This is a genomic window from Curtobacterium flaccumfaciens pv. betae, assembly GCF_026241855.1.
GTDB classification, from domain to species: Bacteria; Actinomycetota; Actinomycetes; order Actinomycetales; family Microbacteriaceae; genus Curtobacterium; species Curtobacterium flaccumfaciens.
The window spans coordinates 2,551,246-2,578,117 of sequence record NZ_JAPJDC010000001.1; the positions used below are offsets into that span (position 1 = coordinate 2,551,246).

General features: G+C 71.5%; 23 protein-coding genes. 9 read left to right on the top strand and 14 right to left on the bottom strand.

Translation table 11 applies throughout. From position 1 onward, the window contains the following. Positions 1-159 precede the first annotated feature (159 nt). Positions 160-801, top strand: coding sequence for a YdbT family protein (locus ORG17_RS11905; protein ID WP_027466388.1), 642 nt, complete (start codon positions 160-162; stop codon positions 799-801). Between the two features lie 85 nt (positions 802-886). Here ORG17_RS11905 and ORG17_RS11910 read toward each other — a convergent pair whose 3' ends face one another. Both ORG17_RS11910 and ORG17_RS11915 read right to left on the bottom strand, forming a co-directional pair. After that, complete coding sequence (locus ORG17_RS11910; RefSeq protein ID WP_214525988.1) at positions 887-2,929, bottom strand: helicase HerA-like domain-containing protein; 2,043 nt, start codon at positions 2,927-2,929, stop codon at positions 887-889. Between the two features lie 41 nt (positions 2,930-2,970). After that, the gene (locus ORG17_RS11915; RefSeq protein WP_214525989.1) at positions 2,971-4,227 is read right to left on the bottom strand and encodes a multidrug effflux MFS transporter; all 1,257 of its coding nucleotides are present in this window, start codon (positions 4,225-4,227) and stop codon (positions 2,971-2,973) included. A gap of 226 nt (positions 4,228-4,453) precedes the next feature. On the opposite strand from ORG17_RS11915, the gene ORG17_RS11920 reads away from it, so the two are divergent. After that, positions 4,454-5,035, top strand: coding sequence for a TetR/AcrR family transcriptional regulator (locus tag ORG17_RS11920; RefSeq protein ID WP_139179218.1), 582 nt, complete (start codon positions 4,454-4,456; stop codon positions 5,033-5,035). Between the two features lie 114 nt (positions 5,036-5,149). Here the strand turns inward: ORG17_RS11920 and ORG17_RS11925 are convergent, their stop codons facing one another. The 5 genes from ORG17_RS11925 to ORG17_RS11945 form a co-directional block, all read right to left on the bottom strand. Continuing rightward, positions 5,150-5,722 (bottom strand): substrate-binding domain-containing protein, encoded by a 573-nt coding sequence (locus ORG17_RS11925; protein ID WP_214525990.1) that lies wholly within the window; start codon positions 5,720-5,722, stop codon positions 5,150-5,152. Positions 5,723-5,752: 30 nt separating this feature from the next. Beyond that, positions 5,753-7,195 carry an MFS transporter gene (locus ORG17_RS11930; RefSeq protein WP_214525991.1) on the bottom strand — a complete coding sequence of 481 codons (1,443 nt, stop codon included), beginning with the start codon at positions 7,193-7,195 and terminating at the stop codon, positions 5,753-5,755. A 77-nt stretch (positions 7,196-7,272) separates the two neighbouring features. Continuing rightward, positions 7,273-8,418, bottom strand: coding sequence for a cystathionine gamma-synthase (locus tag ORG17_RS11935; RefSeq protein WP_214525992.1), 1,146 nt, complete (start codon positions 8,416-8,418; stop codon positions 7,273-7,275). 13 nt (positions 8,419-8,431) lie between these two features. Then, positions 8,432-9,796 carry a cystathionine beta-synthase gene (locus ORG17_RS11940; RefSeq protein ID WP_214525993.1) on the bottom strand — a complete coding sequence of 455 codons (1,365 nt, stop codon included), beginning with the start codon at positions 9,794-9,796 and terminating at the stop codon, positions 8,432-8,434. A gap of 167 nt (positions 9,797-9,963) precedes the next feature. Then, on the bottom strand, positions 9,964-11,838 hold the full coding sequence (locus ORG17_RS11945; protein WP_176709724.1) for an ABC transporter ATP-binding protein: 1,875 nt from the start codon (positions 11,836-11,838) through the stop codon (positions 9,964-9,966). 126 nt (positions 11,839-11,964) lie between these two features. On the opposite strand from ORG17_RS11945, the gene ORG17_RS11950 reads away from it, so the two are divergent. Together ORG17_RS11950 and ORG17_RS11955 are read left to right on the top strand one after the other, a co-directional pair. Then, complete coding sequence (locus tag ORG17_RS11950) at positions 11,965-13,389, top strand: amino acid permease (RefSeq protein ID WP_214525994.1); 1,425 nt, start codon at positions 11,965-11,967, stop codon at positions 13,387-13,389. A 196-nt stretch (positions 13,390-13,585) separates the two neighbouring features. Continuing rightward, on the top strand, positions 13,586-14,512 hold the full coding sequence (locus ORG17_RS11955) for a hypothetical protein (protein WP_214525995.1): 927 nt from the start codon (positions 13,586-13,588) through the stop codon (positions 14,510-14,512). Between the two features lie 160 nt (positions 14,513-14,672). On the opposite strand, the gene rplL is transcribed toward ORG17_RS11955, so the two are convergent. The 4 genes from rplL to ORG17_RS11975 all read right to left on the bottom strand — a co-directional run bounded on the left by rplL (position 14,673) and on the right by ORG17_RS11975 (position 18,154). Next, positions 14,673-15,056: a 50S ribosomal protein L7/L12 gene (gene rplL / locus ORG17_RS11960; RefSeq protein ID WP_027466380.1), complete on the bottom strand. Its 384-nt coding sequence runs from the start codon at positions 15,054-15,056 to the stop codon at positions 14,673-14,675. 51 nt (positions 15,057-15,107) lie between these two features. Then, a complete protein-coding gene (gene rplJ, locus ORG17_RS11965; protein ID WP_017888663.1) occupies positions 15,108-15,623 on the bottom strand; it encodes a 50S ribosomal protein L10 in 516 nt (171 codons plus the stop codon). 279 nt (positions 15,624-15,902) lie between these two features. Beyond that, complete coding sequence (locus ORG17_RS11970; RefSeq protein WP_214525996.1) at positions 15,903-17,417, bottom strand: sensor histidine kinase; 1,515 nt, start codon at positions 17,415-17,417, stop codon at positions 15,903-15,905. Continuing rightward, on the bottom strand, positions 17,414-18,154 hold the full coding sequence (locus tag ORG17_RS11975; protein ID WP_214525997.1) for a response regulator transcription factor: 741 nt from the start codon (positions 18,152-18,154) through the stop codon (positions 17,414-17,416). The genes ORG17_RS11970 and ORG17_RS11975 overlap by 4 nt, the downstream gene beginning before the upstream one ends. A gap of 103 nt (positions 18,155-18,257) precedes the next feature. Between ORG17_RS11975 and ORG17_RS11980 the strand changes: the two genes are divergently transcribed. The 5 genes from ORG17_RS11980 to ORG17_RS12000 all read left to right on the top strand — a co-directional run bounded on the left by ORG17_RS11980 (position 18,258) and on the right by ORG17_RS12000 (position 23,795). Next, positions 18,258-19,292 (top strand): acyl-CoA dehydrogenase family protein, encoded by a 1,035-nt coding sequence (locus ORG17_RS11980; RefSeq protein ID WP_214525998.1) that lies wholly within the window; start codon positions 18,258-18,260, stop codon positions 19,290-19,292. Next, positions 19,289-20,644, top strand: a complete 1,356-nt coding sequence (locus ORG17_RS11985) for a bifunctional PIG-L family deacetylase/class I SAM-dependent methyltransferase (RefSeq protein WP_301565336.1) — start codon at positions 19,289-19,291, stop codon at positions 20,642-20,644. Before ORG17_RS11980 ends, ORG17_RS11985 begins: the two co-directional genes overlap by 4 nt. Beyond that, entirely contained in the window at positions 20,641-21,351 is a 711-nt protein-coding gene (locus ORG17_RS11990) for a glycosyltransferase family 2 protein (RefSeq protein WP_214526000.1), read from the top strand. The genes ORG17_RS11985 and ORG17_RS11990 overlap by 4 nt, the downstream gene beginning before the upstream one ends. Positions 21,352-21,480: 129 nt before the next feature. Further along, the gene (locus ORG17_RS11995) at positions 21,481-23,016 is read left to right on the top strand and encodes an ABC transporter permease (protein ID WP_214526001.1); all 1,536 of its coding nucleotides are present in this window, start codon (positions 21,481-21,483) and stop codon (positions 23,014-23,016) included. Positions 23,017-23,117: 101 nt separating this feature from the next. After that, on the top strand, positions 23,118-23,795 hold the full coding sequence (locus ORG17_RS12000) for an ABC transporter ATP-binding protein (RefSeq protein ID WP_027466375.1): 678 nt from the start codon (positions 23,118-23,120) through the stop codon (positions 23,793-23,795). Between the two features lie 135 nt (positions 23,796-23,930). On the opposite strand, the gene ORG17_RS12005 is transcribed toward ORG17_RS12000, so the two are convergent. The 3 genes from ORG17_RS12005 to ORG17_RS12015 form a co-directional block, all read right to left on the bottom strand. Continuing rightward, positions 23,931-24,878, bottom strand: a complete 948-nt coding sequence (locus ORG17_RS12005) for a TolB family protein (RefSeq protein WP_214526002.1) — start codon at positions 24,876-24,878, stop codon at positions 23,931-23,933. Between the two features lie 140 nt (positions 24,879-25,018). Further along, positions 25,019-25,858: a carbohydrate ABC transporter permease gene (locus ORG17_RS12010; RefSeq protein ID WP_017888647.1), complete on the bottom strand. Its 840-nt coding sequence runs from the start codon at positions 25,856-25,858 to the stop codon at positions 25,019-25,021. After that, a complete protein-coding gene (locus tag ORG17_RS12015; RefSeq protein ID WP_214526003.1) occupies positions 25,851-26,846 on the bottom strand; it encodes a carbohydrate ABC transporter permease in 996 nt (331 codons plus the stop codon). The genes ORG17_RS12010 and ORG17_RS12015 overlap by 8 nt, the downstream gene beginning before the upstream one ends. Between the last annotated feature and the right edge of the window lie 26 nt (positions 26,847-26,872).

Consider the following 26,872-nt stretch of genomic DNA (forward strand, 5'->3'; position numbering starts at 1 on the left):
GGTGGAACGGGCTGTCCCCGGTACCCGTCGGTCGCCTATGCTGGCCGAGCGAACGGCTCCGGGACGAGCCGACCGCGGTGCATCGAGCGGCAGGGGCGTCGCTCGGAGGGCGTGCTGGTCAGCGTGCCCGGAACACCCGAGGGGACGAGGAGACGCGCCATGGGGGACACCACCGTGCCCGCAGTGCCCGTGCGGCCCGCCGTCTTCGACACGGTCCTCCGTCCGCGCCGGTCCCTCGTCCGTTCCACCGCGCTGAGCATCGCCTTCTCGGCCGTGCCGCTCGCCGTCGCCCTGGTCTGGGTCTCGTTCCCGTTCCGCACGTGGGCCGTGTTCGCCGGCATCGTCGTCGCGATGGCCGCGGCCGTCGGCATCGTGTTCGTCCGACTGCACACCGCGTTCATCGGGATCGACGACGACGGTCTGACGATCCGTGGCGTCCTCACGGCGCACCGTCGGATCCCCCGCGACCGCGTGCACAGCCTGGTGCTCGCCACGACCTTCGGCTCGTCCGTGGACCGGACCGTGCGGGAACTCGTCGCGTTCGACCGGACCGGCACCCACCTCTTCCGGCTCCGCGCCGACGTGTGGGGCGACGACGGGCTCGACCGGGTGGTCGACGCGCTCGGCGTGCAGGTCGTCGAAGAGTCGCGGCCGGTCTCCTCCCGCACCTTCGCGAAGCGCTACCCGACGAGCCGCGCCTGGTACGAGCAGCGGTCGGCGTTCCTGCTCGTCGGCGGCCTCGTCGTGCTGGTCGTCGGCGGGTTGCTCGCCGTCGAGTTCGCCGGCCTCAACGCCCCCTGACCCACCGGCGGACCGGCCAGCGGCCACCGCACGGCACCCGTCAGCACGGCACCGGTCAGCACCGCACCGGTCAGCGCGGCACCAGTCAGCGCCGACGCCGCAGCGTCGAGAAGATCCCGCGCACCACTTCCTTCGCGATGGTCCCGCCCAGCCCGGAGCCGAGCAGGTCCGACAGCGGGTCCCCCGCGGATCGCCGCGTCCCGGACCGCCGCGTCCCGGACCGCTGCGTCCCGCCCGACCGACCGGAGCCGCCGGACCGACCGGACCGCCGGGCGTCCGACGCTCGCTCGGCCCGCTCGAACTCCCGCTGCTGCCGCTCGTACTCCTGCTGGGCATCCGCCGATGCGTCCGCCGCGGCGGCAGCTGCCTCGTCGGCTGCGGCAGCGGCGTCGGCTGCAGCGGCCGCCGCCTCCATCCGGCGCGCGAGCACCTCGCGCGCCGAGTCCGGATCGACGCGGGTGCCGTAGGTCGACAGGAGCGGTGAGGCCTGCACCCGCGCGGCCATCTCGTCGGCCGGCATCGGGTCCATCGACCCCTGGGGTGCGCGCAGCCGGGTCCACGCGACGGGGGTCGGTGCGCCCCGCTCGTTCATCACCGTGACGATCGCTTCGCCGGTCGCGAGCGACGTGAGGACCTCGCCCAGGTCGTAGTCACTCGTCGGGTAGGTCGACACCGTCGCCCGGAGCGCCTTCGCGTCGTCCGGGGTGTGGGCGCGGAGCTGGTGCTGGATGCGAGACCCGAGCTGCGCCAGCACGTCGTTCGGCACGTCCTTCGGGGTCTGCGTCACGAAGAAGACCCCGACGCCCTTCGACCGGATGAGCCGCACGGTCCGCACGATCTGCTCGGTGAAGTCCTTCGACGCCCCGTTGAACAGCAGGTGCGCCTCGTCCAGGAAGAACACGAGCTTCGGCTCGTCCTGGTCGCCGACCTCGGGCAGCTCGTTGAACAGGTCCGCCAGCAACCACATCAGGAACGTCGAGAAGACCTCCGGCCGGTCCTGCACACCGGGCACCTCGAGCAGGCTGACGATCCCCCGCCCGTCCGCCGCCGTCCGCAGGAACACCTGCGTGTCGATCTCGGGCGCCCCGAAGAACCGGTCGGCGCCCTGGTCGGCGAAGGTGACGAGCTCGCGCAGGATCACCCCGGCGGTCTGCTTCGACAGGCCCCCGAGCTCGGCGAGTTCCCCTTTGCCCTGCTCGCTCACCAGGAACGTCAGCACGCTCCGCAGGTCGTCGAGGTCCACCAGCGCCAGACCCTGCTGCGTGGCGTAGTGGAACACCAGACCGAGCGAGGACTCCTGCGTGTCGTTCAGGCCGAGCACCTTCGACAGCAGCAGCGGCCCGAACCCGGAGACGGTGGCACGGATCGGCACGCCCGTACCCTGCCCGCCCAGCGAGAACAGCTCGGCCTGGCTCGCGACGCCCTGCCACTGCTGGCCGATGCCCGCGGTGCGGTCGAGCAGCTTGTCGGTCGCCTGCCCCGCGACGGCCAGACCCGACAGGTCGCCCTTGATGTCGGCGGCGAACACCGGCACCCCGTTCGCCGCGATCTGCTCGGCGAGCACCTGCAGCGTGCGGGTCTTGCCGGTACCGGTCGCCCCGGCCACCAGCCCGTGCCGGTTCAGCATCGCGAGCGGGATGCGGACCTGCACCTCGGGCACCGCTGCGCCGTTGACCAGTGCACCGAGTTCGATCGCACCGCCGTCGACGGCGTAGCCGTCACGGATCGCCGAGACCGCGTCCGGTCCGAGCGGTCCGGTCCCACCCCGGACGGGAGGCGCGGCGCCGGTCGCCGCCGTCGCCACCGGATCCGGGGCGGTCGCCTCGACCGCCGCGGCAGGGGTGGTCGGAGCCGGTGCGGCCGCCGCGGCAGGGGTGGTCGGAGCCGGTGCGGCCGCAGGGGCGGGCTTCGCGTCGGGCGTGAGCCGCGCCTCCAGGCCGGTGGGTGGTGGGGACCCGACGACCGCGGGTTCCGCGTCGGCGGTGCGCTCCGTCTGCTCCTCCACCGCCAGTGCGGCGGCGAGCTCCTCGGCTCGCCGCGCCGCTTCGTCGGCGAGCCGACGTGCCTCGTCGGCGGCCCGCCTCGCTGCCTCGGCAGCCACCCGTGCCCGCTCCGTCGCGTCGCTCATGGGCTCAGCCTAGGGACCGGAGCGCGCGGCGGTCCGGGTCGTCAGTGCGTGAGCGCGGGGACCGTCCGGGGGCGGACCACGAACCAGAGCATCAGGATCGCGACGGCGGCGGTCGACGCCATCACCATCGCCATCGGTGTGGCCGTCGTGATGCCGAGCCAACCGACGACCGGCGAGATGAGCCCGGCGACGCCGAAGTTCAGGGCACCGAGCACCGAGGCGGCGGTCCCCGCCTCTTTTCCGTGGGCGGCGAGACCGATGACCTGGACGAGCGGGAACGAGAACCCGCACGCGGCGATGAAGAACCACAGCGGCACCAGCACACCGACCAGACCGGCCCCGAGCTGGTCGAGGACGATGATCGCGACCGACGCCAGCAGCAGGGTCGCGGTCGAGCACGCCAGGATCCACTGCGGACCGACGCGCTGGGCGAGCCGCGACGAGATCTGCACACCGAGGACGACCCCGACCGAGTTGACGGCGAAGAGCAGTCCGTACTGCTGGGCGTCGAGCCCGTAGACCTGCTGGAACAGGAACGGCGACGCGCTGAGGTACGAGAACAGCCCGCTGAACACCATGGCGCCGATGAGCGCGACACCGACGAAGATCCGGTCGGAGAACAGCGCCTTGTAGCGCTGGCCGATGGTGGAGTGCCCGGCCTCGTGCCGGCGGGCCGGCGGCAGGGTCTCGACGATGAGCAGGATCGACGCGATCACCACCGCCAGGCCGTAGCAGGCGAGGAAGACGAAGATGCCGCGCCAGCTGGTGATCTGCAGCATCTGCGAACCGATGAGCGGCGCGAGGATCGGCGCGAGGCCGTTCACCATCGCCAGGCGGGACAGCATCCGCACCAGCGGCTTGCCGCCGAACAGGTCACGCACCGTCGCCATCGCGACGACACCACCGGCTGCGGCGCCCATGCCCTGCAGCACGCGGAACACGGCGAGCAGCTCGATGTCCGGCGCGGTCGCGGCGCCGATCGACGCGGCGATGTGCACCGTCGTCGCGATGATCAGCGGCAGTCGGCGACCCACCTTGTCGCTCCACGGGCCGACCAGGAGCTGCCCGATGGCGAAGCCGAGCGTCGTCGCGGTGAGCGTCAGCTGGACCGCACCGTCGGTGACGCTGAACTGGTCCTTGATCGCCGGGAACGCCGGCAGGTACAGGTCGATCGTGAACGGACCGAGCGCCGTGAGGGCGCCCAGGACGAAGACGTAGACGAGTCGCTGCCCGCGGGAGAGCGAGTCTCCCGGGTGCAGCACGACCCGGAGCGAACCGGTGGTGGCGGGCGCGGTCACGAGACAGGAGTCCTTCGACGATGAGGGGGCGGGGGTGATCGCGGGTCGATCGAATCGATTCGTCCGCGGAACCATCCTACGGTCGCCGGTGCGTGCTCGGCGCCGCCGGTGCCGGCCGCCCGCGTGAAGCGGCTCGTGCTGCCCCTCGGCCGCGCGCGGACCATGCGGTAGCGTCGGACTGCTCGGGGGCCTTCCGGGTGAAGCGGATCAGAAGGGGGTGGGCGTCATGGTGGATGCCCGGATCCTGCACACCACTGCAGCGCTGCGCGAGGCGATCCTGCGACTCGCCGCGGACCGACCGGTCTCGGAGATCACCGTCGCCGACGTCACGCGTGCCGCCGGCATCAACCGGGCCACGTTCTACTCACACGCCGTCTCCCCCGGGTCGCTGCTCGCCGACGTCCTGACGCCGGAACTCGACCGCATCCGGCAGGACGACGCCGACGAGCGCCGAGCCGCCGCCGACCGGGGCGCCGGAGCCGACGAGCTCGCAGCCATCACCCGGCGCGGCATCAACGCCGTCGTCGAGCACGTGACGACGCACCGCGACATCTACGGCAAGGCGCTGCCGGACCCGAACGACGCGTCGCTGCACCGGCTGCTCGTCGAGCACTTCACGGTGTCGAGTGCCCTGCACATCCGCGAGCTCGACCCCGCACGCCGGCCCGAGCTGCTCGACGACGTCGCCGCGGGGTTCGTGGCGCAGGGGTTCGTCGGGGCGATCGAGGCCTGGCTGGCGGGGCCCCGACGGTCGCGGAAGGCGCTGGTGGAGACGATCACGCTGTCGTTCCCGGCGTGGTGGAGCTGAGCGGGCTGTTCGGTTCGGTCGTGTGATCGCGAGGGTGCTGGCCTGCTGCCGTGCTCGTGCTGCTCGTGCTGCTCGTGCTGCGCGTGCTGCGCGTGCTGCGCGTGCTGCGCGTGCCTACTCGGCGTCGGTCGTGTCGCCGTCCGACGGGTCGGTCTCCGGCTTCTCGCCGCGCTGCAGGGACTGCACGACCTCGACCGCGGTGGCAGCGACGTCCGCGTCGTCACCCTCCGACGGCACGCGGTAGTCGGCGGAGACGCCGTCGCCACCGGTGCCGGCGGCGGGCAGCGGGTCGCCGAGGGACACCACCACGACCCCGGCGTCGTGGGCGGTCTGGATCACACCGGTCAGGGCGGACGGTTTGGCCGCGTGCACGAGCAGGGCCTTGGCGCCCTTGCGCACGAGCTGGGCGACCGCGGTCTGCTGTGACGCCGCAGCGCCCGATGCCGGAGCGACCCGGACGTCGGGCCGGAACCCGGCGTCGGTCAGGTCGGTGCGGAGCCGGTCGGCGAGGGCCGCGTCGTCGTGGAGCAGGACGACACCGATCACTGCCTGCTGGTCGAAACCGCCGTCGGAGCTCGTCAGGTCGGTGCTCTGCACCGGTGTGGGGGCAGCCGACGTCGTGCCCTGGCACCCGGCCAGGGTCAGGGCCGCCGCCAGGGCGACGGTCACGGCGACGATGCGCAGCACGGGGTCTCCTCTTCGGTCCGGTCTGCCACGCTACCCGGCGGCCGGGCCGTGCGACGACGGAGTTCGCGACGGGACGGATCCGCCCGGACCCACCGGGGCCGTCGTCGCCGGCGCCGGCACAGGGCCGAGCCGTCGGACGGCCGCGATCGCCAGCGCAGCGAAACCAACCATCGCCGCGAAGACCAGGGGGAACGACACCGTGCCGTCGGCACCACCGGTCGCGGTGAAGAGCAGGCCGGTCACCGCGAGACCGATCACGCTGCCGGCTGCGTCAGCGATCGTCAGGGCCGAGCTCGCGAAGCCGTCGTCGCCCTCGCCGGAGAACCGCAGGGTCAGCATCGAGGCGCGCGGGTAGATCGCGCCCATGCCCGCGCCACCGACGAACCAGCCGACGACCAGCACCCACCACGACAGGTCGAACGTCGCGACCGCGAGCGCGGTCACCAGGCTGACGAGCACCAGCGTCAGCCCGACCCCGAAGGTGCGACGGGCGGTGAGCCGCTGCTCCCCCAGACGACCGTGCGCCCAGCTCGAAGCGGCCCAGCTGAGTGCCGCCACCGTCAGGGCCAGCCCCGCAGCGGACGGCGACAACCCGTGTTCGGCCTGCAGCAGGAACGGCACGTACGCCTCGCTCCCGAAGAACGACGCGGCGACGAGCCCGCGCAGCAGCACGACCGACGGCAGCCCGGCCGCGGCCCGGAACGTGCCGGTCGGCAGCAGCGGCCGCAGGGCGAACCAGGTGCCGACCAACCCGACGAGCACCGCCGCGACCATGCCCCACGGGGTCAGGTCGGGCGCGACGTTGAGCAGCAGGATCGACACGGCAGCGGCCACCGACCAGCCGATCCTGAGCCGCTGCCACGGCGGGCGGAGCGACGCGGCCGGAGCGTGCACCCGGCCGAGGGTCGGCACGAGCAGGGCGAAGGCGACCAGCGCGATCGCCAGCGCCCCGGCGAACACCCAGTGCCAGTTCCAGGTGTCGGTGACGATGCCGGCCAGGGCGGGGCCGATCAACGCCGGCACGACCCAGGCCGCGGCGAACCCGGCGAACACCGGGCCGTGCAGCTCGGCGGGGAAGATCCGGGCGACCAGCACGTAGAGCACCACGTCGATGGCCCCGGCACCGAACCCCTCGATGAGCCGGCCGGCCAGGAACACCTCCATGGTCGGCGCGAGCATGACCACGGCGGTCCCCACGGCGAAGAACGCCGCCGACACCCACGCCACGATCCGGCCACCGGCGCGATCCGTCCAGTTGCCGGCGAGCACCATCCCCGGCACCCCGGCGGCGAGCGGGGCGGCGAAGGCGAGCGCGTACAGGGTCTCGCCGTCGAGGTCGCGGCTGATCACCGGCATGATCGTCGTCATCGCCAGGTTCTGGAACGCCGCGACGCCGACGATCGCGACCATGCCGATCGTCGCGAGGGCGTACGGCCCGCTCAGCAGGCTGGTCCGCGACGCCGTTGTGCTCACCTACGACATCGTAGGGGCGAGGGGTGAGGGTGTGGCAGTGGTCCCGCGTCAGCGGTCCCGCGTCACCGGGCCACGCGTCAGCGCGTCAGCGCCTGCTCCAGGTCCGCCACCAGGTCGCCGGCGTCCTCGATGCCGACCGACAGCCGCACGACGTTCTCCGGCACGGCCAGCTCGGTGCCCTTGACCGACGCGTGGGTCATCTCGCTCGGGTACCCGATGAGCGACTCCACGCCACCGAGCGACTCGGCCAGGGCGAACAGCTCCGTCGACTCCGCGAACCGCTTCGCGGCCTCGGCGCCGCCGGACAGCGCGACCGAGAGCATCCCGCCGAAGCCGCGCATCTGGCGGGCGGCGACGTCGTGCCCCGGGTGGTCGGGCAGGCCCGGGTAGTAGACGCGCTCGACGCCGGGCGCGACGACGAGCGCCTCGGCGACGGCCTGCGCGTTCCGCGAGTGCCGCTCCATCCGCACCGCGAGCGTCTTGATGCCACGGGTGGTCAGGTAGGCGTCGAACGGCGACGAGATCGCACCCGCGCCGAACTGCAGGAACTGCACCTTCGCCGCGAGCTCCTCGTCCGCGAGCACGACGGCTCCGCCGACGACGTCGGAGTGTCCGCCGAGGTACTTCGTGGTCGAGTACACGACGACGTCGGCGCCGAGCGACAGCGGCTGCTGCAGGTACGGCGACGCGAACGTGTTGTCGACGACCACCAGGGCGCCCGACTCGTGCCCGAGGATCGCGAGCGCGGCGATGTCGGCGATCTTCATGAGCGGGTTCGTCGGCGTCTCGACCCACAGCACCGTGGTGGCCGGTGCCCCCTGCAGTGCCGCGCGGACCTGGTCGAGGTCGCTCATGTCGACGACCACGAGCTCGACACCCCACGGAACGTGCAGCCGACTCACCAGGCGGTGGGTGCCGCCGTACACGTCGTTGCCCATCACGACACGGCCACCGGGGACCAGCGCGGCGCGGAGCAGGGCGTCCTCGGCGGCGAGCCCGGACGCGAACGACGACGCCGCGACGCCCCCGTCGAGGTCGGCGAGGAGCACCTGCAGCGAGTCGCGCGTCGGGTTGCCGGCGCGCGAGTATTCGTAGCCGTTGCGCATGCCGCCGACGCCGTCCTGCACGTAGGTCGACGTCAGGTGGATCGGCGGGATGACGGCGCCGGTGGTCTCGTCGGGCTCCTGGCCGGCGTGGACGGCCCGGGTGCTGAACTCGGTCATGCTCGGTGGTTCCTTACTCGGAGAGGTAGGTGAGGAGGTCGTGCCGGGTCAGCACGGTGACGGGCTTGCCGTCCTCGACGACGAGGAGCGCGTCGGCCGACTCGAGCGCTCGACGTGCCGCGGAGACCGACTCGCCGACGCCGATGAGCGGCAGCGGGTCGCCGACGAAGCCGGTGAGCGCGTCCGACATCTTCGCGGTGCCGGTGAAGACCTGCTCGAGCAGTGCCTTCTCCTCGACGGCGCCGACGACCTCGCCGATGACGACGGGCGGCTCCGCGCTGAGCACGGGCATCTGCGAGACGCCGTACTTGGTCATGATGTCGACGACGTCGCGCACGGTGTCCGCCGGGTGCGCGTGCACCAGGTCGGGCAGGCGGCCGTCCTTGCCGGCGATGAGCGAGCCGACGGTGCGCTCGTCGTCGGTCTCGCCGAAGCCGTAGGAGCGCATCCACCGGTCGTTGAAGATCTTGCCGAGGTAGCCGCGGCCGCCGTCCGGCAGCAGCACGACGACGACGTCGTCCTCGGTCAGGTCACGGGCGGCGCGGAGTGCCGCGACGACGGCCATGCCGCTCGAGCCGCCGACGAGCAGTCCTTCTTCACGCGCCAGGCGCCGGGTCATCGCGAAGGAGTCGGCGTCCGAAACGGCGATGATCTCGTCCGGCACGCCGGCGTCGTACGCGCTCGGCCAGAAGTCCTCGCCGACGCCCTCGACCAGGTACGGGCGACCGGTGCCGCCGGAGTAGACGGAGCCCTCGGGGTCGGCCCCGACGATGCGGACGCCGCCGTCGGACGCCTCCTTCAGGTACCGTCCGGTGCCGGAGATCGTGCCGCCGGTGCCGACGCCCGCGACGAAGTGGGTGATCCGCCCCTCGGTGTCGCGCCAGATCTCCGGACCGGTGGTCTCGTAGTGGCTGCGGGGACCGTTCGGGTTCGCGTACTGGTTCGGCTTGTAGGCGCCGGGGATCTCCTGCACGAGCCGGTCCGACACCGAGTAGTAGGACTCGGGGTGCTCCGGCGCGACCGCGGTCGGGGTGACGACGATCTCGGCGCCGTACGCCGTCAGCACGTTGCGCTTGTCCTCGCCGACCTTGTCGGGCAGCACGAAGACGCACCGGTAGCCGCGCTGCTGTGCGACCAGGGCCAGGCCGACGCCGGTGTTGCCGGAGGTCGGTTCGACGATGGTCCCGCCGGGGCGCAGATCGCCGGAGGCCTCGGCCGCGTCGATGATCCGGGTGGCGATGCGGTCCTTCGACGACCCACCGGGGTTCAGGTACTCGACCTTCACCAGGATGGTCGCCCGCACCCCCTCGGTCACCCGGTTGAGCTTGACGAGCGGGGTGTCGCCGACGAGGTCGACGACGGAGTTCGCGTAACGCACGCCGTCGAGTCTAGGACGCGGTCCCCGCGTCCCGCTGGGATGTGTCGTGTGCGGACAACGCTCCGGGATCCCGCGGCGGACGGCGTGCCCTGGTCGCGCTGCGCGCCGGACGGGAGGCCCGTGCGGACGCCGCCACGGGCCTCCCGTCCGGCGCCCGGTCGCGACCGTCAGGGGCGGACGACGTCCGCCGACGAGTTCTGCTGTCGGTGCAGCTGCGCGTACGTGCCGTCGAGGGCGAGGAGTTCGTCGTGCGTGCCCTGCTCGACGATCTGGCCGTGGTCGAGGACGAAGATGACGTCGGCGTCGCGGATCGTCGACAGCCGGTGCGCGATGGAGATGGTGGTCCGCCCGGCCGCCGCCGTGTCGAGCGCCGTCTGCACGACGTGCTCCGAGATGGAGTCGAGCGCGCTGGTGGCCTCGTCGAGGACGAGCACCGGCGGGTCCTTCAGCATGACCCGGGCGATGGCGATGCGCTGCTTCTCACCACCGGACAGGCGGTAGCCGCGCTCCCCCACGACGGTGTCGTAGCCGTCCGGGAACGACGCGATCGTGTCGTGGATGTTCGCCGCACGGGCCGCACGCTCGAGCTCGTCGTCGGTGGCGTCGGGCTTGGCGTACCGCAGGTTCTCACCGATCGTGGCGTGGAACAGGTACGTCTCCTGGCTGACGATGCCGACGTGCCGCATCAGGTCCTCGTGCACCAGGTCGCGGACGTCCTGCCCGGCGAAGCGCACGGAGCCCTCGGTCGCCTCGTACAGCCGGGGCACCAGGTAGGACACCGTCGTCTTGCCCGCGCCGGAGGGACCGACGAAGGCCGCGAACTGCCCGGGGCGCAGCTCGAACGACACCCCGCGCAGGGTCGGCTTGTCGGCTTCGCCGTCGGGGTAGGTGAAGACGACGTCGTCGAAGGCGACGTGGCCGACCTTCGACTCGTCCACGGGCCGGGCGGTCGGCGAGTCGGTGATGGCCGGCTTGAGGTCGAAGTACTCGAAGATGCGGGCGAAGAGCGCACCGGAGGTCTGCAGGTCGAGGACCACGCGCAGCAGCCCGACCGTCGGGAACAGCAGCCGGGACTGCACCGTCGTGAACGCGACGATCGTCCCGGCCGTGATCGGGACGTCGCCGATGATCAGGTACGCGGCGACGACGTAGATGATCGCCGGGATGATCGACAGGAAGATCTGCACGATCGCGAAGAACCACTGCCCGGACATCTGCTGGCGCACCTGCAGGGTGATCTGGTTGCGGTTCTCGTCCCCGTAGCGGCGGGTCTCGCTGGCCTGCTGGTTGAAGCTCTTCGCGAGCAGGATGCCGGAGACGCTCAGCGCCTCTTGCGTGATGGCCGTCATGTCGGACAGCGACTCCTGCGTCTGCGCGGCGATGCGGGCGCGGACCTGGCCGACGCGGCGCTGCGCGATCACCAGCAGCGGCAGCAGGACCACGGCGACCAGCGTCATCTGCCAGCTCAGCAGGAGCATCGCGACCACGGCGGCGATCACGGTCACGGTGTTGCCGAGCACCGACGAGATCGTGTTGTTCAGCACGCTCGCCACGCCGCCGACGTCGTTCTGCAGGCGGGACTGGATGACGCCGGTCTTGGTGCGGGTGAAGAACGCGAGTTCCATCCGCTGCAGGTGCGCGAACAGGCGCATCCGCATCGCACCCATGACCTTGTTGCCGACCGTCGCGGTCAGGTACGTCTGCCAGACGCCGACCCCGGCGCTCGCGATCCAGAGCAGGACCATCGCGGACACGAGCTCGATCAGCACCGGGACGTCCGGGCGGCCCGACGGCGGGAACAGCCCGCGGTCGAACGCCTGCTGGGTGAGCAGCGGCGGCACGACCGAGATGGCCGCACCGATCAGCACGAGGACGACCGTGAGCACGATCGCCCGACGGTGCGGCTCGAACAGCGCGGCGATGCGCCGGACCAGGTGCGGGATCCTCGGCGCCTCGGCGTTGGCGGCCTTCTGCGCGCGGAAGTCGCCGCTCGAGATGCGCCCACCCCCGCGCGGACCGCCGCCTCGCCCGCCGTGTCCCATGCTCATGGAGCCACCGTAGCCCCGCGCTCGGACATCGACCGCTCTCTCCACAGCACCGCAGTATTTGACCCCGTTCAGGGGGCGTGCGAGCATGTGCCGTCCCCGTCCCCGCACCACCGAGGTCCCATGTCGTCCGCGCCGTCACGTCCCACGTCCCTGGGGGCGCAGATCGCCCGCCGCAAGCCGATCGAGCAGCTGCAGGCCGAAGCCTCCCGAGGTGTCAACGGTGAACCCCTCCGCCGATCGCTCGGGGTCTGGCAGCTGACGATGATCAGCGTCGGGGCCACGCTCGGCACCGGCATCCTGGTCGTCCTCGGCACCGCGGTCCCGCTCGCCGGTCCCGCCGTCTGGATCTCGTTCGTCGTCGCGGGGATCGCCGCGCTGCTGTCCGCGCTCTCCTACGCCGAGATGGCAGGCGCCGTCCCGACCTCGGGGTCCAGTTACTCGTACACGTACGCCACGATGGGCGAGGGCATCGCCTGGATCTGCGGCTGGTGCCTCGTGCTCGAGTACGCCGTCTCGGTGGCCGCGGTCGCGGTGGGTGCCAGCGAGTACGTCGACGAGACCCTCCGCGTGTTCGGCCTGCACCTGCCCACCGCGCTCGCCGCGCCCCCGGTCGACGGCGGCGTGGTCAACCTGCCCGCGGCGGTCCTGGTCCTGCTCGCCACCGTCGTGCTGCTGCCCGGTGCCCGCGAGAGCGCCTGGGTGAACACGGTCATGGTGATCGTGAAGATCGCCCTGCTGGTCTTCTTCGTCATCGTGGCGTTCACGGCGTTCCGGGCGCAGAACTTCGAGCCGCTCGCACCGATGGGCGCCGCCGGGGTCACCGCCGCCGCGTCACGGCTGTTCTTCTCGTACATCGGCTTCGACGCCGCCTCGACCGCCGGTGAAGAGGCGAAGAACCCCCGCCGCGACCTGCCCCGGGCGATCATCGGCTCGATCGCGCTCATCACCGCGCTGTACATCCTCGTCGCGATCGCCGCCGTCGGGGCCCGCTCGTGGACCGCGTTCTCGTCGTCCGAAGCGTCACTCGTCCGCATCGTGGTCGACGTCACGGGGCAGCCGCTCGTCGCCCTCGTGTTCTCGATCGGCGCCGTCGTCGCCATCGCCAGTGTCGTCCTCACCGTCCTGTACGGCCAGACCCGCATCCTGCTCACGATGTCCCGCGACGGCCTGGTACCGAAGGTCTTCGGGCGGGTCTCCCGTCGCACCGGCACCCCGATCGCGAACACGCTCATCATCGGCATCGCCGTGACGATCGTCGCCGCGCTCGTGCCCCTCGGTGAACTCGCCGACGCCACGAGCATCGGCACCCTCGTCGCCTTCGCCCTGGTGAACGTGTCCGTCATCGTGCTCCGCCGCTCGCAGCCCGACCTGGAGCGCTCGTACCGGGTGCCGCTGTTCCCCGTCGTGCCGATCCTCGGCACCCTGAGCTGCGTGCTGCTCGCGGTGTTCCTCGGCGCCACCACCTGGATCGCCTTCGGCATCTGGATGGTCGCCGGCGCCCTGCTCTACCTGGCCTACGGCCGCCGCCACAGCACCCTGCGCTGACGCGCCGCCGCGCCGCGCCCGCCGCGCCGACCTCACGCGCTCACCGACACCTCACGCGCGCCGTCCCCCGTGAGGTGTCGCTGAGCGCGTGAACTCGCACGCGGTTCCTCGTCCACAGCGGCCACGTTGAGACCGCCTCGTCCACAGATGCCCTGTTCGGACACCGGCGGCAGTCGCCGTCGACGAACATCACGGCATGAACGAGAGCACCCACCGCCCGCACCTGCTCCGTGCCACCGCACAGGACCCGACCCACGCGAGACTCCTGCAACGTCGGTACGCCTCGGGATCGTTGGTCCGCCTGCTCGCGGGCGTGTACATCGTGACCGAGGAGTGGGGAGCGCTGAGCGCTGTCTGCCAGCACCTCGCCCGTGCGCGGGCCATCGCGCCACGGCTGCGTCCTGGCTCGGTGTTCTCCCACGTCACCGCCGCGCTGATCCACGGCTGGCCACTGGTCGGGGACGCACCGGATCGGGTCCACGTGGTCGACCCGGCAGTCTCGGTCATCCAGCACCGAGCCGGTCTCATCCGTCATCCGAGCGGTCCGACGCCGCGGACCGCTGCCACGGCGTTCGACGGCGTACCGGTCACGGCTCCCCTGGACACCGCGGCGGCGCTCATCACGACAGGGTCGCCCCACGTCGCCGCCGTGGCCGTCGATGCCGGCATCCGTCAGGGGGTGCTCACCCTGGACGACCTCCGCGGCGTGGTCCCCGTCCGTCCTGCACGCGACTCGGTGCACGCCGAGACGGTCCTCTCGGCGCTCGATGCACGGCACGAGTCGGTCGGCGAATCGTTCGCTGCGATCCGGTTCGTGCAGGTCGGACTCCCGTCGTGCGAGCCGCAGGTCGAGTTCCGGCACCGCGACGGCACGGTCGACCGCGTCGACTTCTGGTTCCCGTCACTCGGCGTCGTCGTCGAGTTCGACGGCCGGCAGAAGTACGTCGACCCGTCGATGTTGCAGGGGCGCGATCCCGCGGACGTCCTCTGGGCCGAGAAGCGTCGTGAGGACCGGCTCCGCGCGCTCCCCGCAGTCAGGGCCGTCATCCGCGTGACGTGGTGGCACCTCGTCGAGCCCGACCGCCTCCGTGCGCTCTTCCGCTCGCACGGCGTCTTCATCTGAGCGGTACGACCTCACGCGCTGACCGACACTTCAGGGGCCGGAGCGCGCGTGAAGTGTCGTTGAGCGCGAAACGTCGCCGCGCCCGCCGCGCGCGGCCCCCGCACACGACGAAGGCCGCCGCCCCGAGGGGCAGCGGCCTTCGTGACCGGAACGGTCGAGACTACGCGAGCTCGATCGTGGCGCCAGCGGCCTCGAGGGTCGCCTTCGCCTTGTCGGCGGTCTCCTTGTTCGCACCCTCGAGGATCTTGGCGTCGGCGGTCTCGACGAGCGCCTTGGCCTCACCGAGGCCGAGCGACGTCAGGCCACGGACCTCCTTGATGACCTGGATCTTCTTGTCACCAGCGGACTTGAGGATGACGTCGAACTCGGTCTTCTCCTCAGCGGCCTCGGCCGGAGCAGCTGCGCCGGCGGGGGCGGCAGCGGCGACCGGGGCGGCCGCGGTGACCTCGAAGACCTCTTCGAACTTCTTCACGAAGTCCGAGAGCTCGATGAGCGTGAGCTCCTTGAAGGCCTCGATGAGCTCGTCCTGCGAAAGCTTCGCCATGATTTTCTCCTACTACTAGCTAGTACGTGTGGTTGATGAACGCGAGCCTGATCAGGCCGCGGACTCCTGCTTCTCGCGAAGGGCGTCCACGGTGCGGACGGCCTGCGAGAGGGGTGCCTGGAACAGGTACGCAGCACCGAACAGCGAGGCCTTGAGTGCGCCGGCGAGCTTGCCGAGCAGCACTTCACGGGACTCGAGGTCGGCGAGCTTGTCCACCTCGGTCGCGGTGAGCGGGTTACCGTCGAAGTAACCGCCCTTCACCACGAGCTCGGGGTTCGCCTTGGCGAATGCACGCAGCGACTTCGCGACGGCGACGGTGTCACCGTGGACGAAGGCGAGAGCGGACGGACCGGCGAGCTCGTCGTCGAACGACGAGATGCCGGCGTTGTTCGCCGCGATCTTGGTCAGCGTGTTCTTCACCACGGCGTACGTGGCGTGCTCACGGATCGAGTTGCGGAGCTCCTTGAGCTGCGCGACCGTGAGACCGCGGTACTCGGTGAGCAGAACGGCGTTCGAGCTACGGAAGGACTCCGTGAGCTCGGCGACCGCAGCTTCCTTGTTCGCCATGGTTCTCCTTGGGGGTCTTGCCGGCAGCCCCAGGTCCACGAACGAAAAAAGCTCCGGCGCAGAGGCTCGGAGCTGCTCTCACCAGATGGTGGGAGTGGTTCGGAACACCTGCGCGGGATGCCTCACGAGTGAGGACCTTCGGTCACGATGTTCACAAACACGTTGCGAGCAGCACGACATCCGGCGGTCTTTGGCTTCGAGAACTGTACCAGACGCTGTGGGCGTCACCAAACACCCCACTGGAGGCACGGGGCGGCCCCGCCCCGCGCCTCCCGACCGTCAGTGGGTACGGTCCACCGCAGCGGGTGTCGCCGACCAGTCCGCGGACCCGGCAGGGTCAGCCGACGACGACGCGACAGCCCCCGCCGCGGCGGCAGCCGCAGCAGGGTCGCGCGGAAGGTGCACCATGAACACGGTGTCTCCCGGCTCGCTCGTGACCTCGACCCGGCCACCGTGCGCCTGCACCACCGCGTCCACGATGGCGAGCCCGAGGCCGGTCGACCCGACCGTGCGGGACCGCGAGCTGTCGGCCCGGGCGAAGCGCTCGAACAGCTTCGGCAGGAACTCCGGGTCGATCCCCTGGCCGGTGTCGCGCACGGTCAGGTCGACTCCGCCGTCGACCGGCGCGAGGCCCACCGTGATGCGGGTGCCCTCAGGCGTGTGGGTCCGGGCGTTCGTGACGAGGTTCACGATGACCTGGTGCAGTCGTGCGGCGTCGCCCGTGATGGTCACCGGCTCCGGCGGGACGTCGACCTCGATGGGGTGTTCCGGCGAGGCGGCGTGTGCGTCGTTCACCGCGTCGAGCACCAGGCCGGTCAGGTCGACCTCGGCGAACTGGATCTCGCGGCCTTCGTCGAGCCGGGCGAGGAGCAGCAGGTCCTCCACCATCGAGGTCATCCGGATGGACTCGGACTCGATGCGGCTCATCGCGTAGACGACGTCCTTCGGCAGGTCGCCGCCCATGCGCCGGGTGAGCTCGGCGTACCCGCGGACCGAGGCGAGCGGGGTCCGGAGCTCGTGCGAGGCGTCGGCGACGAACTGCCGCACCTTCTGCTCCGAGCGTTCCCGGGCCTGCATCGCACTGCCGATGTGCCCGAGCATGCGGTTGAACGCGCTGCCGACCCGGCCGACCTCGGTTCGGGGGTCGGTGTCGGGCACGCGGACACCGTCGAGGGCGTCGCTGCGGTCGAGCGGCATGCGCGCGACGGTGGACGCGGTCTCCGCGACGCGCTCGAGCGGTCGGAGCGACTGCCGGACCACGAACGCGGCGACGATCGAACCGGCGACCAGTGCGGTCGCCACGACGGCGAGGACGACCCCGAAGAGCTTCCAGACGCTGTCGTAGACGGGGGCCATCGGGAGCCCCACGACCAGGACGGCCGGGCCGACGTTGACGGCGGCGAGGCGGTACCGCCCGACGTCCGAGCCGAGGTCGATCGTCTCCGGGTCGGCGTCCACGCGGACGGACCCCAGTGCCTCGGCGCTCGTCTGCGGGACCCCGCTCGGGCGGCCGTAGTCGTCGAGCACGTTCGCGATGACGACCTGCCCGTCGACGAAGTACGCGGTCAGGGTTCCGGCGGCCTGCCCCGACGGTCGGGACAGGTCGATACTCGGCTGCCCCGACTGGTTCTGCTGCAGGTACCGCTGCGCCCGGTGGGTGGCGCTCGTGATCTGCTTGTCGATCGCGCTGGTCTGGATCGAGGCGAGCGCGATGATGCTGGCTGCCCCGATCACCGCGCTGACGGCGACGACGAGGGCGACGATGCTCAGGACGAGCCGGCGCCGCAGGGTCACGAGGTCGGCTTGATGACGTACCCGACGCCGCGCACCGTGTGGATCATCGGGGTCTCACCGGCGTCGATCTTCTTGCGCAGGTAGGAGATGTAGATCTCGACGACCGACGACTTGCCGCCGAAGTCGTACGACCACACGCGGTCCAGGATCTGCGCCTTCGACAGCACGCGGCGGGGGTTCCGCATCAGGAAGCGGAGCAGCTCGAACTCGGTGGCGGTCAGTTCGATCGGACGGTCGGCGCGGTGCACCTCGTACGACTCCTCGTCGAGCACCAGGTCGCCGACCACGATGCGGGAGTCGCCGGCCTCGGAGATCGAGATCTGCGAGCGGCGGATGAGCCCACGCAGCCGCGCCACGACCTCCTCGAGGGAGAACGGCTTGGTGACGTAGTCGTCGCCGCCCGCGGTGAGCCCGGTCACGCGGTCCTCGACCGAGTCCTTCGCGGTGAGGAACAGCACCGGGGTGTCGTCGTTGTTCTGCCGCAGCCGGCTGAGCACCTGCAGCCCGTCGAGGTCCGGCATCATCACGTCGAGCACCATCGCGTCGGGCTTGAACTCCCGCGCCGTCGTCAGGGCGTCCTGGCCGCCGTTCGCGCTCTTGACGTCCCAGCCCTCGTAGCGGAGCGCCATGGACAACAGGTCGGTGAGGCTGGCTTCGTCGTCGACGACCAGGATGCGCAACGGGGTTCCGTCGGCACGCGTGAGGCGCGGGGCTGCTGCGGGCTGGGAGATGGTCACGTCTTCGAGTATCGAGAAGTTCCTATGAGTCGTCTGCGGCACGGCCCAGTGCGTTCTGTGGATCGAGGACACGTCCACGTGTGCCGCTCCGTACGTTGGGAGCATGTTGCGATCTGCAGCCTGGCCCCCGTCGGCCCGGCACCTGGACACCGCGCGGATCGAACGGACGACCGGGAGGCCCGGCTCGACACCGACGGACCGCCTCGCGGTCGCACGAGCGGTCGCCGCCACCACCCCACCCCTGTCCGCCGGGACGGCCGGCGGGTTCTTCGGCACGCTCGCCGCGGTCGCCGCGGCGGACGTCGCCACCGCCCGCACCGTGGAACCGCACCTGGACGCGCTCGGGATCCTGGCACAGGCCGGGGTGGACGTCGCGGACGGCTCGACCTGGGGTGTCTTCGCCGCCGAGGGCCCGGGCCTCCGGCTCGATGCCGCGCCCCAGAACGACGGCACGGTCCTGCTGCACGGCACGAAGCCGTGGTGCTCGCTCGCCTCGACGCTCTCGCACGCCCTGGTCACCGCGCACCTGGGTGACGAGCGGGTCCTCGTCGCCGTGGACCTGCGACAGCCCGGCGTCACCGTTCACGACGACGCCTGGGTCGCACGCGGCATGCCGGACGTGCCGAGCGGACCGGTCGACTTCGACGGCGTCCGGGCACGACCCGTCGGCGATCCCGGTTGGTACCTCGGCCGTCCCGGCTTCGCCTGGGGCGGCATCGGCGTCGCGGCCTGCTGGTGGGGCGGTGCGGTCGGGCTCGCCCGGGTGCTCCGCGAGACCGCGGCCGCGCACCCGGAGTCCGAGCTGCTGCAGGCCGCCCTCGGCGCCACCGTGGCCGACCTCGCCGACGCCGAGGACGCCCTCGCCGACGCCGCCGCCCGGATCGACGGGTTCGACCAGGGTTCCGACGACACCGACTGGCGGTTGCTCGCCCAGACCGTCCGGTCTCGGGTGCGCCGATCGGTCGACGCCGTGCGTGAGCGGGTGGTCGCCACCATCGGCCCGGCTCCGCTGACCGCCGACCCCGCCGTCGCCGCGCGGGTCGCCGACCTCGAGCTCTACGTCCTGCAGGACCACGGCGCCCGCGACCTCGCCCGCATCGGCCGCATGGTGCTCGAGCGGGGCGGTGTCGCGTGGTGAGCTTCGACCACCGTGAGCCGGGCACCGACCCGGCGGCGTGGACGGGGTTCCTCGACGGCCTGGACGCGCCGGCGATCGACCTGGCCGGCACCGGATCGGTGGTGGTCGTCGCGCCCCACGCCGACGACGAGACCCTCGGCGCCGGTGGGCTGATCGCGGCAGCTGCAGCGGCCGGCGTCCCCGTGCACGTGCTGCTGCTCACCCGCGGCGAGCGCTCCCACCCGGACTCCCCCACGACGACCCCGGAGGCGCTCGCCGCCGCCCGTGACGACGAGTTCGTGGCGGCCCTGCGCACCCTGCACCCCGACGTGACGTCGACCTCGGCGGGGATCCCGGACGGCGCGACCCGCGAACACCGAGACCGTGTCGTCGACACCCTCGACACGGTGCTCGCCGACGCCGCCCGCCCCGTGCTGCTCGTCGCGCCGTGGCGCGGGGACGGGCACCGCGACCACCGCATCGCCGGCGAGGTCGCCGAGGCCGCCGCGGCGAGCGCCGCCGACGTCGACCTGCTCGCGTACCCGGTCTGGGCCTGGCACTGGGACGACCCGGACCGCTCCGTCGCCCCGTGGGACGACGTCCGGGCCCTGTCGCTGCCCGACGACCTCGTCGCCCGGAAGCGTGCCGCCCTCGACGCCTACCCGTCGCAGACCCGGCCCCTGTCGCCCGCGCCGGGGGACGAGGCGATCGTCGACGACCGGCACGCCGCCCACCACCTGCGGACGACGGAGTGGTTCTTCGCGCCGGGGCCCGCCCCGTCGCGGTCTCGCGAGTCGTTCGACGCCCACTACGACCGGAAGCCCGAGGGGTGGGACTTCGACGGGTCCTGGTACGAGCAGCGCAAGCGTGCCGTGACGCTGGCGGCGCTCCCCCGCCCGCGCTACCGGTCGGCGCTCGAGCTCGGCTGTGCCACCGGGGTCCTGACGGCCGCCCTCGCCGAACGCGCGGACGACGTGCTCGGCACCGACATCTCGGCGGCACCGCTGGAGCGTGCTGCCCGCCGTGCCCCGACCGCGCGGTTCGTGCAGGCGGCCCTGCCGGCGGAGTGGCCGGACGGGCGCTGGGACCTCGTGGTGATGTCCGAGGTCGGGTACTACCTGTCGCCCGCCGACCTCGACGCGACGATCGACCGTGTGCTCGGGTCGCTCGATGACGACGGCGTGCTCGTGGCCTGCCACTGGCGGCATCCCGACGACGAGGCCGTGTCGAGCGGTGACGCGGTGGACGCGCGGCTGACCGAACGGTGGCCGCGTCCCGCTCTGCTCCGGCACGTGGAGGAGGACTTCGTCCTGAGTGTCCTTCCCGGCCCGGCGGTCACCTCGGTGGCCCGGGCCGAGGGGATCATCCGGTGACGCGACCGGAATCACGTGCACGCATCGACGTCGTCGTCCCCGCGCACGACGAGGCGGACCGGATCGCCGCGTGCCTCGATGCGCTCCTTGTGGCCGTCGACCGGCTCGCCGCGGAGCGACCCGGAGTCGACGCCGCCGTCACGGTGGTGCTCGACGGCTGCACGGACGGCACCGCTTCGGTGGTCGCGCGGTACCCGGTCGACGTCCTGACCACGGACCGTGTCGGGGTCGGTCGGGCACGGACCATCGGGGCAACGCACGCCCTCCGTGCGCACGACGGCGACCCGGCGGCCCGGTGGCTCGCCCACACCGACGCCGATTCCCGGGTGCACGAACGGTGGCTCGTCCAGCAGTGCGACGCCCTGGCGTCCGGCGCGCAGGTGCTCGTCGGCGCCGTCGTCCCCGACCCGGACGACCTGGCGCCCGCGGTGCTCGACCGCTGGACGCTGGCGCACCCGCCCGGTGCTGCCCTCGGCCACGTGCACGGCGCGAACCTCGGCGTGCTCGCCGCGGCGTACGTCAGCCTCGGCGGGTTCGACCCCGTGCCCGAGCACGAGGACGCGCGGCTGGTGGCCCGGGCGCGGGCGCTCGGCTTCCGGGTGGACGCCACCGTCGACCTGCCGGTGGTGACGAGCGGGCGTTTCGCCGGCCGGACCCCCGGCGGGTACGCGGAGCACCTGCGCCAGCGGTACGGCGACGTCGGCTGATGCGCCCTTAGTCGCCTCATAGGTCCGCGATGGGCCGGTCATCGACAGCGTGCCTAGGTTCTCCTCCGTCGGCCCCGCCGCGTGCTCTGCGCGGCCGGTGACCCCAGCCGGCCACCACCGAGGAGAACCATGTTCCTGACCTACCTCAGGCGCGAACTCACGAACCGCAAGAAGCAGACGGTCATCATCGCGATCGGGATGGCCCTGGCCATCGCCCTCGTGGTGATCGTGTCGTCGATCTCGGGTGGCGTGCAGGCAGCGCAGTCGAGCGTTCTGCAGTCCGTCTACGGCGTCGGCACCGACATCACCGTCACCAAGACCGCGACGGCGTCGACGAACGGCGGGCGTCCGAGCTTCGACTTCGGCAGTCAGGGCGACAGCGACGACGACAGCGGTTCGACCAACCTGTCGCAGTCGCGGCTCGCGGTCGCGCGCGGCACGAGCACACTGGACGCCGCGAACCTGTCCACGATCACGAGCACCGACGGCGTCAAGGCCGCGACCGGTGTGCTGACCCTCGAGAACAGCACGTTCTCCGGCCAGGTCCAGCAGCAGTCGACCGACGACAGCAGCAGCGACTCCAGCAGCGACAGCACGACCCAGCAGGGTCCGCCGAGCGGGGACACCGGCGGTGGCGGCGGGTTCGGCGGTGGGTCGTTCAGCGTCGACTCGTTCACGGTGACCGGCATCCCGGTGTCCGGCGCGACGGTCGGTCCGCTCACGAGCACCGAGCTCACGAAGGGGCGCACCTTCGCCGCGAAGGACGCGGGCAAGGACGTCGTCGTGCTCGATGCGTCGTACGCGAAGAGCGAGTCGAAGGCGGTCGGCGACACCGTCGACATCGGCGGCACGGACTTCACCGTCATCGGCATCGTCAGCTCCACCGGCTCGGCCTCGACCACGGGCTCGAACACCTACATCCCGCTCGACACCGCGCAGGCGCTGGCCGACCTCGACGGCAAGGTCACCTCGATCTACGTCTCCGCCGAGTCGTCGTCGGACGTCAGCACCATCAAGTCCGCACTGCAGGCGAAGCTGACGAGCGCCACCGTCTCCACCGAGGCCGACCTGGCATCGAGCGTGTCCGGGTCGCTCAGCACCGCGTCGAGCCTGGTCTCGAACCTCGGCAAGTGGCTGTCGATCGTCGTGCTCGCCGCGGCGTTCCTCATCGCGATCCTCTTCACGATCTCCGGCGTGACCCGCCGCACCCGCGAGTTCGGGACCCTCAAGGCGATCGGCTGGTCGAACGGCCGCATCACCCGACAGGTGGCCGGCGAGTCCCTGGTGCAGGGCCTGATCGGCGGCGTGCTCGGCGCCGCGGCCGGCCTGATCGGCATCCTCGTCGTGAACGTCATCAGTCCGACGATCTCGGCGAGCGCCTCGAGCACGACCGGCGGGGGTGCCGGTGGCGGTGGTGGCATGCCCGGCGGCGCAGCGACCGCGGCCGCGGGCAGCGGCACGACGGGCGGTGCACCGGCCGGGGGCTTCGGCGGCGGCGCGAGCACGGCGTCGACGACCGACGTGGTCCTGCACGCCCCGGTGACCGTCGAGATCATCCTGCTGGCGATCGGCCTCGCGATCCTCGGCGGCCTCATCGCCGGCGCGCTCGGCGGCTGGCGGGCGAGCCGGCTCCGTCCGGCCGAGGCGCTCCGGAGCGTGGCCTGATGCCGGGCCGCACCGACACGACCGAACCGACGACAGGAGCAACCGTGACCAGCACCGACACCGCGACCGGCGAGGCGGAGGCGAGCCGTGCCTCCAGTCCGATGTACCGGCTGACGAACGTCAGCAAGACCTACAAGCAGAAGAACCGGACCGTCACCGCCCTGACGAACGTCCACCTGACGATCCCGCAGGGGCAGCTCGTGGCCGTCCAGGGGCCGACCGGCGGCGGGAAGTCGACGCTGCTGCAGATGCTCGGAGCACTCGACCGGCCGAGTGCCGGGTCGATCCACCTCGGTGGCGACCGCGACGTGGCGAAGCTCGGCGACGGCGCACTGACCGACCTGCGGGCGACCGAGATCGGCTTCGTGTTCCAGAGCTTCAACCTGATCCCGACGCTGACGGCGCTCGAGAACGTCGAGACGGCGTTCGCGGGGTCGCTCGCGAACCGGTCCCGGAGCGAGGTCCGCGAGCGTGCGGTCGCTGCCCTCCGCGAGGTCGGACTGGGTGAGCGGATGGAACACCTGCCGGCCGAGCTGTCCGGCGGACAGCAGCAGCGCGTGGCGATCGCCCGGGCGCTGGTGAAGAACCCGAGCGTGCTGCTCGCCGACGAGCCGACGGGTGCGCTCGACGAGTCGACCCGCGACGAGATCATGGCGCTCATCGAGAAGCAGTGGCGGGAGCGCGGCCTGACCGTCGTCATCGTCACGCACGACTCGTGGGTCGCGAAGCGTGCCGAGCGTCGCCTGCACATCAAGCAGGGGCAGGTCCGCGAGGTCTAGCGGGGCGGCGGGGCGGCGGGCGGCGGGGTGTCCGTCCGCGTTTCGCGCTGCGCGACAGTCCACGCGTCCGGCGGCGCGTGGACTGTCGCTCAGCGTGTGAGGACGCCGCCGCCCCCGGCGCCGCAGACGCCGCCGCTACCCGGCCACCGGGTAGTCGCAGTACGCGAACCACGCCGAGTCCGGGGCCCACGGCGGCACGTTGACCGTCCCCTGCCCGCCGTCGAGGGCCACCAGGGTCTCGGGCCGGACCGCGATCCGTGCGCCGCGGACGAGCGAACCCGGCAGCAGCCGGAGTTCGACGCGGTGGTCCGCCGGGTGGCCCTGCACGCCGGGCTCGTACGACAGGTAGAGCAGGTGCGCGCCGTCCGGCGACAGGTGCGGGAACCAGTTCACCCGGTCGTCGTTCGTCAGGCGGACCGGGCTGTCGTGCCCGGGCCAGCGCACCGCCAGCTGCGCGGTGCCGGGGGTGAACCGCTCCGTGTTCCAGAGCAGGATCCCGCCGGCCGGACTGATGGCGCAGCCGTCATCGGGGTGCTCGTCCCGCGTGACGAACGTCGGATCGCCCGTCTCGGGGTCGACCATCGCGACGTCGGTCGTCCAGACGCCGTCCTCGGACAGCTCCCCCACGATCGCGGCGAGGGCGCTGCCGTCGGGGGCGATGCCGTGCAGGTAGAACTTCCGCTTGGTGGGCAGGGCGGACGCGACGTTGGTGATCCGGGTTGCGGGGCCGCCCTCGGGCAGCGGGACGCGGTAGAGCTCGCCGTCGCGGGCGCTCACCACGATGGAGCTGCCGGACGGCTCGAGCACGTGGTCGTTGTTGATCTCGTCGACGCCGTCCATCGGCACCGGCACGAGCGCGGTCTCGTCGAGGACGGTGCCGCTGTCGGCCGACGGCAGCCGCAGCAGCCACAGGTCGCCGTCGCCGTTGAGCACCAGGGTCTCGGCGTCCAGGACGTTCGGTGCCTCGACGAGCACCGTGGCCGACTCGAACACGAGCCGCGAGGTGCGGGACTCGACGCCGTACACGTGCACGCGGCTGGTCTGTCCGGGCAGCAGCTGCCGCCCTCGGGTCTCGTCGCTCATGGTTCCATCCTGTCGGTCGTCGGGTGGTCGGGGTCGGTGGGGTCGGTGGGGAACGGCAAAACACCGGTGTTCACGCTGCGCACCGCGTCATGCGGGGGCGTCGAGCGCGAACACCGGTGTTTTGCGGAAGGGGCGACCGCCTACTTCACGGCACCGGCGGTCAGGCCGGCGACGAACTGGCGCTGGACCACGAGGAACGCGGCCACGACCGGGATCGACACGACGAGCGACGCCGCCATGACCTGGTTCCAGTACACGTTCGTCTGCGTCGAGTACTGCTGCAGACCGACCGCCAGGGTCGAACCGAGGCCGTTCGTCATGACCGAGGCGAAGAGGACCTCACCCCAGGCCGTCATGAACGAGTAGATCCCGACCGCCACCAGACCCGGGCGGGCCGACGGCAGGATGACCCGGAACAGCGCACCCATCGGGCCCGAACCGTCGACCATCGCGGCCTCGTCGAGCTCGCGCGGGATGGTCTCGAAGTACCCGGCCAGCATCCAGATCGAGAACGGCAGCGTGAAGGTCAGGTACGTGATGATCAGGCCGAGCCACGAGCCGACGAGCTGGATGCCCAGGGTGTTGCCGAGGTTCGTGAAGATCAGGAACAGCGGCAGCAGGAACAGCACGCCGGGGAACATCTGCGTGGAGAGCACCGCGGTGGTGAAGGTGCTCTTGCCCTTGAAGTTCCAGCGCGAGACACCGTAGGCGGCGAACGTCGCGATGATCAGCGAGAACACCGTCGCCACCGTGCAGACCACGAGCGAGTTGATGAAGTACCGGCCGAGCGGCACCGTCGACCACATGTCGATGAACGGCTGGAAGGTGATCCTCGACGGGATCCACGTGAAGTTGTCCTGCACGTCGCCGAGGGGCTTGATGGCCGTGGTGATCATCACGTAGAGCGGCACGACCGTGAACAGCGTCAGGACGACCAGGGTGATGATCTTGAAGGACTTGGCGCCAGTTGTCTCACGCACGGACGGACCTCCGGTTGGTCACGGCGAGGTAGATGCCGGTGACGACGAGCAGGAAGAGCAGGAGCAGGACGCTCATCGCGGCACCGGAACCGAAGTTCCAGGTGATGAACGACGCGTTGTAGATGTGGAAGCTCAGCAGGTCCGCGGCGGGCGGCTGGGCGGTCGAGCCGAACAGCACGAACGGCGTGTTGAAGTCGTTGAACGTCCACAGGAACATCACGAGCACGAGCGTCACGTTGACCGGGCGGACCATCGGCAGCGTGATCGAGCGCCACTGGCGGAACGGCTTGGCGCCGTCGACCGAGGCGGCCTCGTAGACGTCGTTCGGGACGGACTGCAGACCGGCCATGAGCATCAGGAACGCGAACGGCCAGGTCTTCCAGATCGCCACGACGACGACGGCGACGAAGGCGTTGTTGCCGATGAGCCAGAACGGGGCGTCCCCGCCGAAGAGACCGAGCTGGTCGACGAGCAGGTGGTTCAGGGCCCCGGAGTCACGCTGGAACATGAACTTCCAGGTGATCACACCGGCGTACATCGGCAGCGCGTAGGGCACGAGGAACAGGGTGCGGAAGAGCCCGCGTCCGGCGAACGGCTTCTGCAGCGCGACCGCCGCGGCCATGCCGAAGGTCCAGGAGAGCCCGACCACGAGGATTGTGAAGGCGCACGTGATGAGGAACGAGTTGAGGACCCCACGGCCGATCGCCTGGTCGAAGTCGACGACGACCTGGTAGTTCCGGAACCCGGCGAAGGGCGCGGCACCCCAGTTCGCGATGAAGTACTTGGTGAGCTGGATGAACGAGATCCAGATGCCGGTGAGCATCGGGACGATGTGGATGAGCAGCTCGAACAGGATGGCCGGCGCGACGAGCGCGTAGGGCAGCCAGTGGGTCTTGCGCTTGCGACCTGGCGGACGGCCCGACATCGTCGGGGCCTTCGTGTGCGTCAGGTCGATGCGCTCCGAGTCGGGCAGGACCGTCGTGGACATCTGGTGGGGCCTTTCGGCAGGAGGGG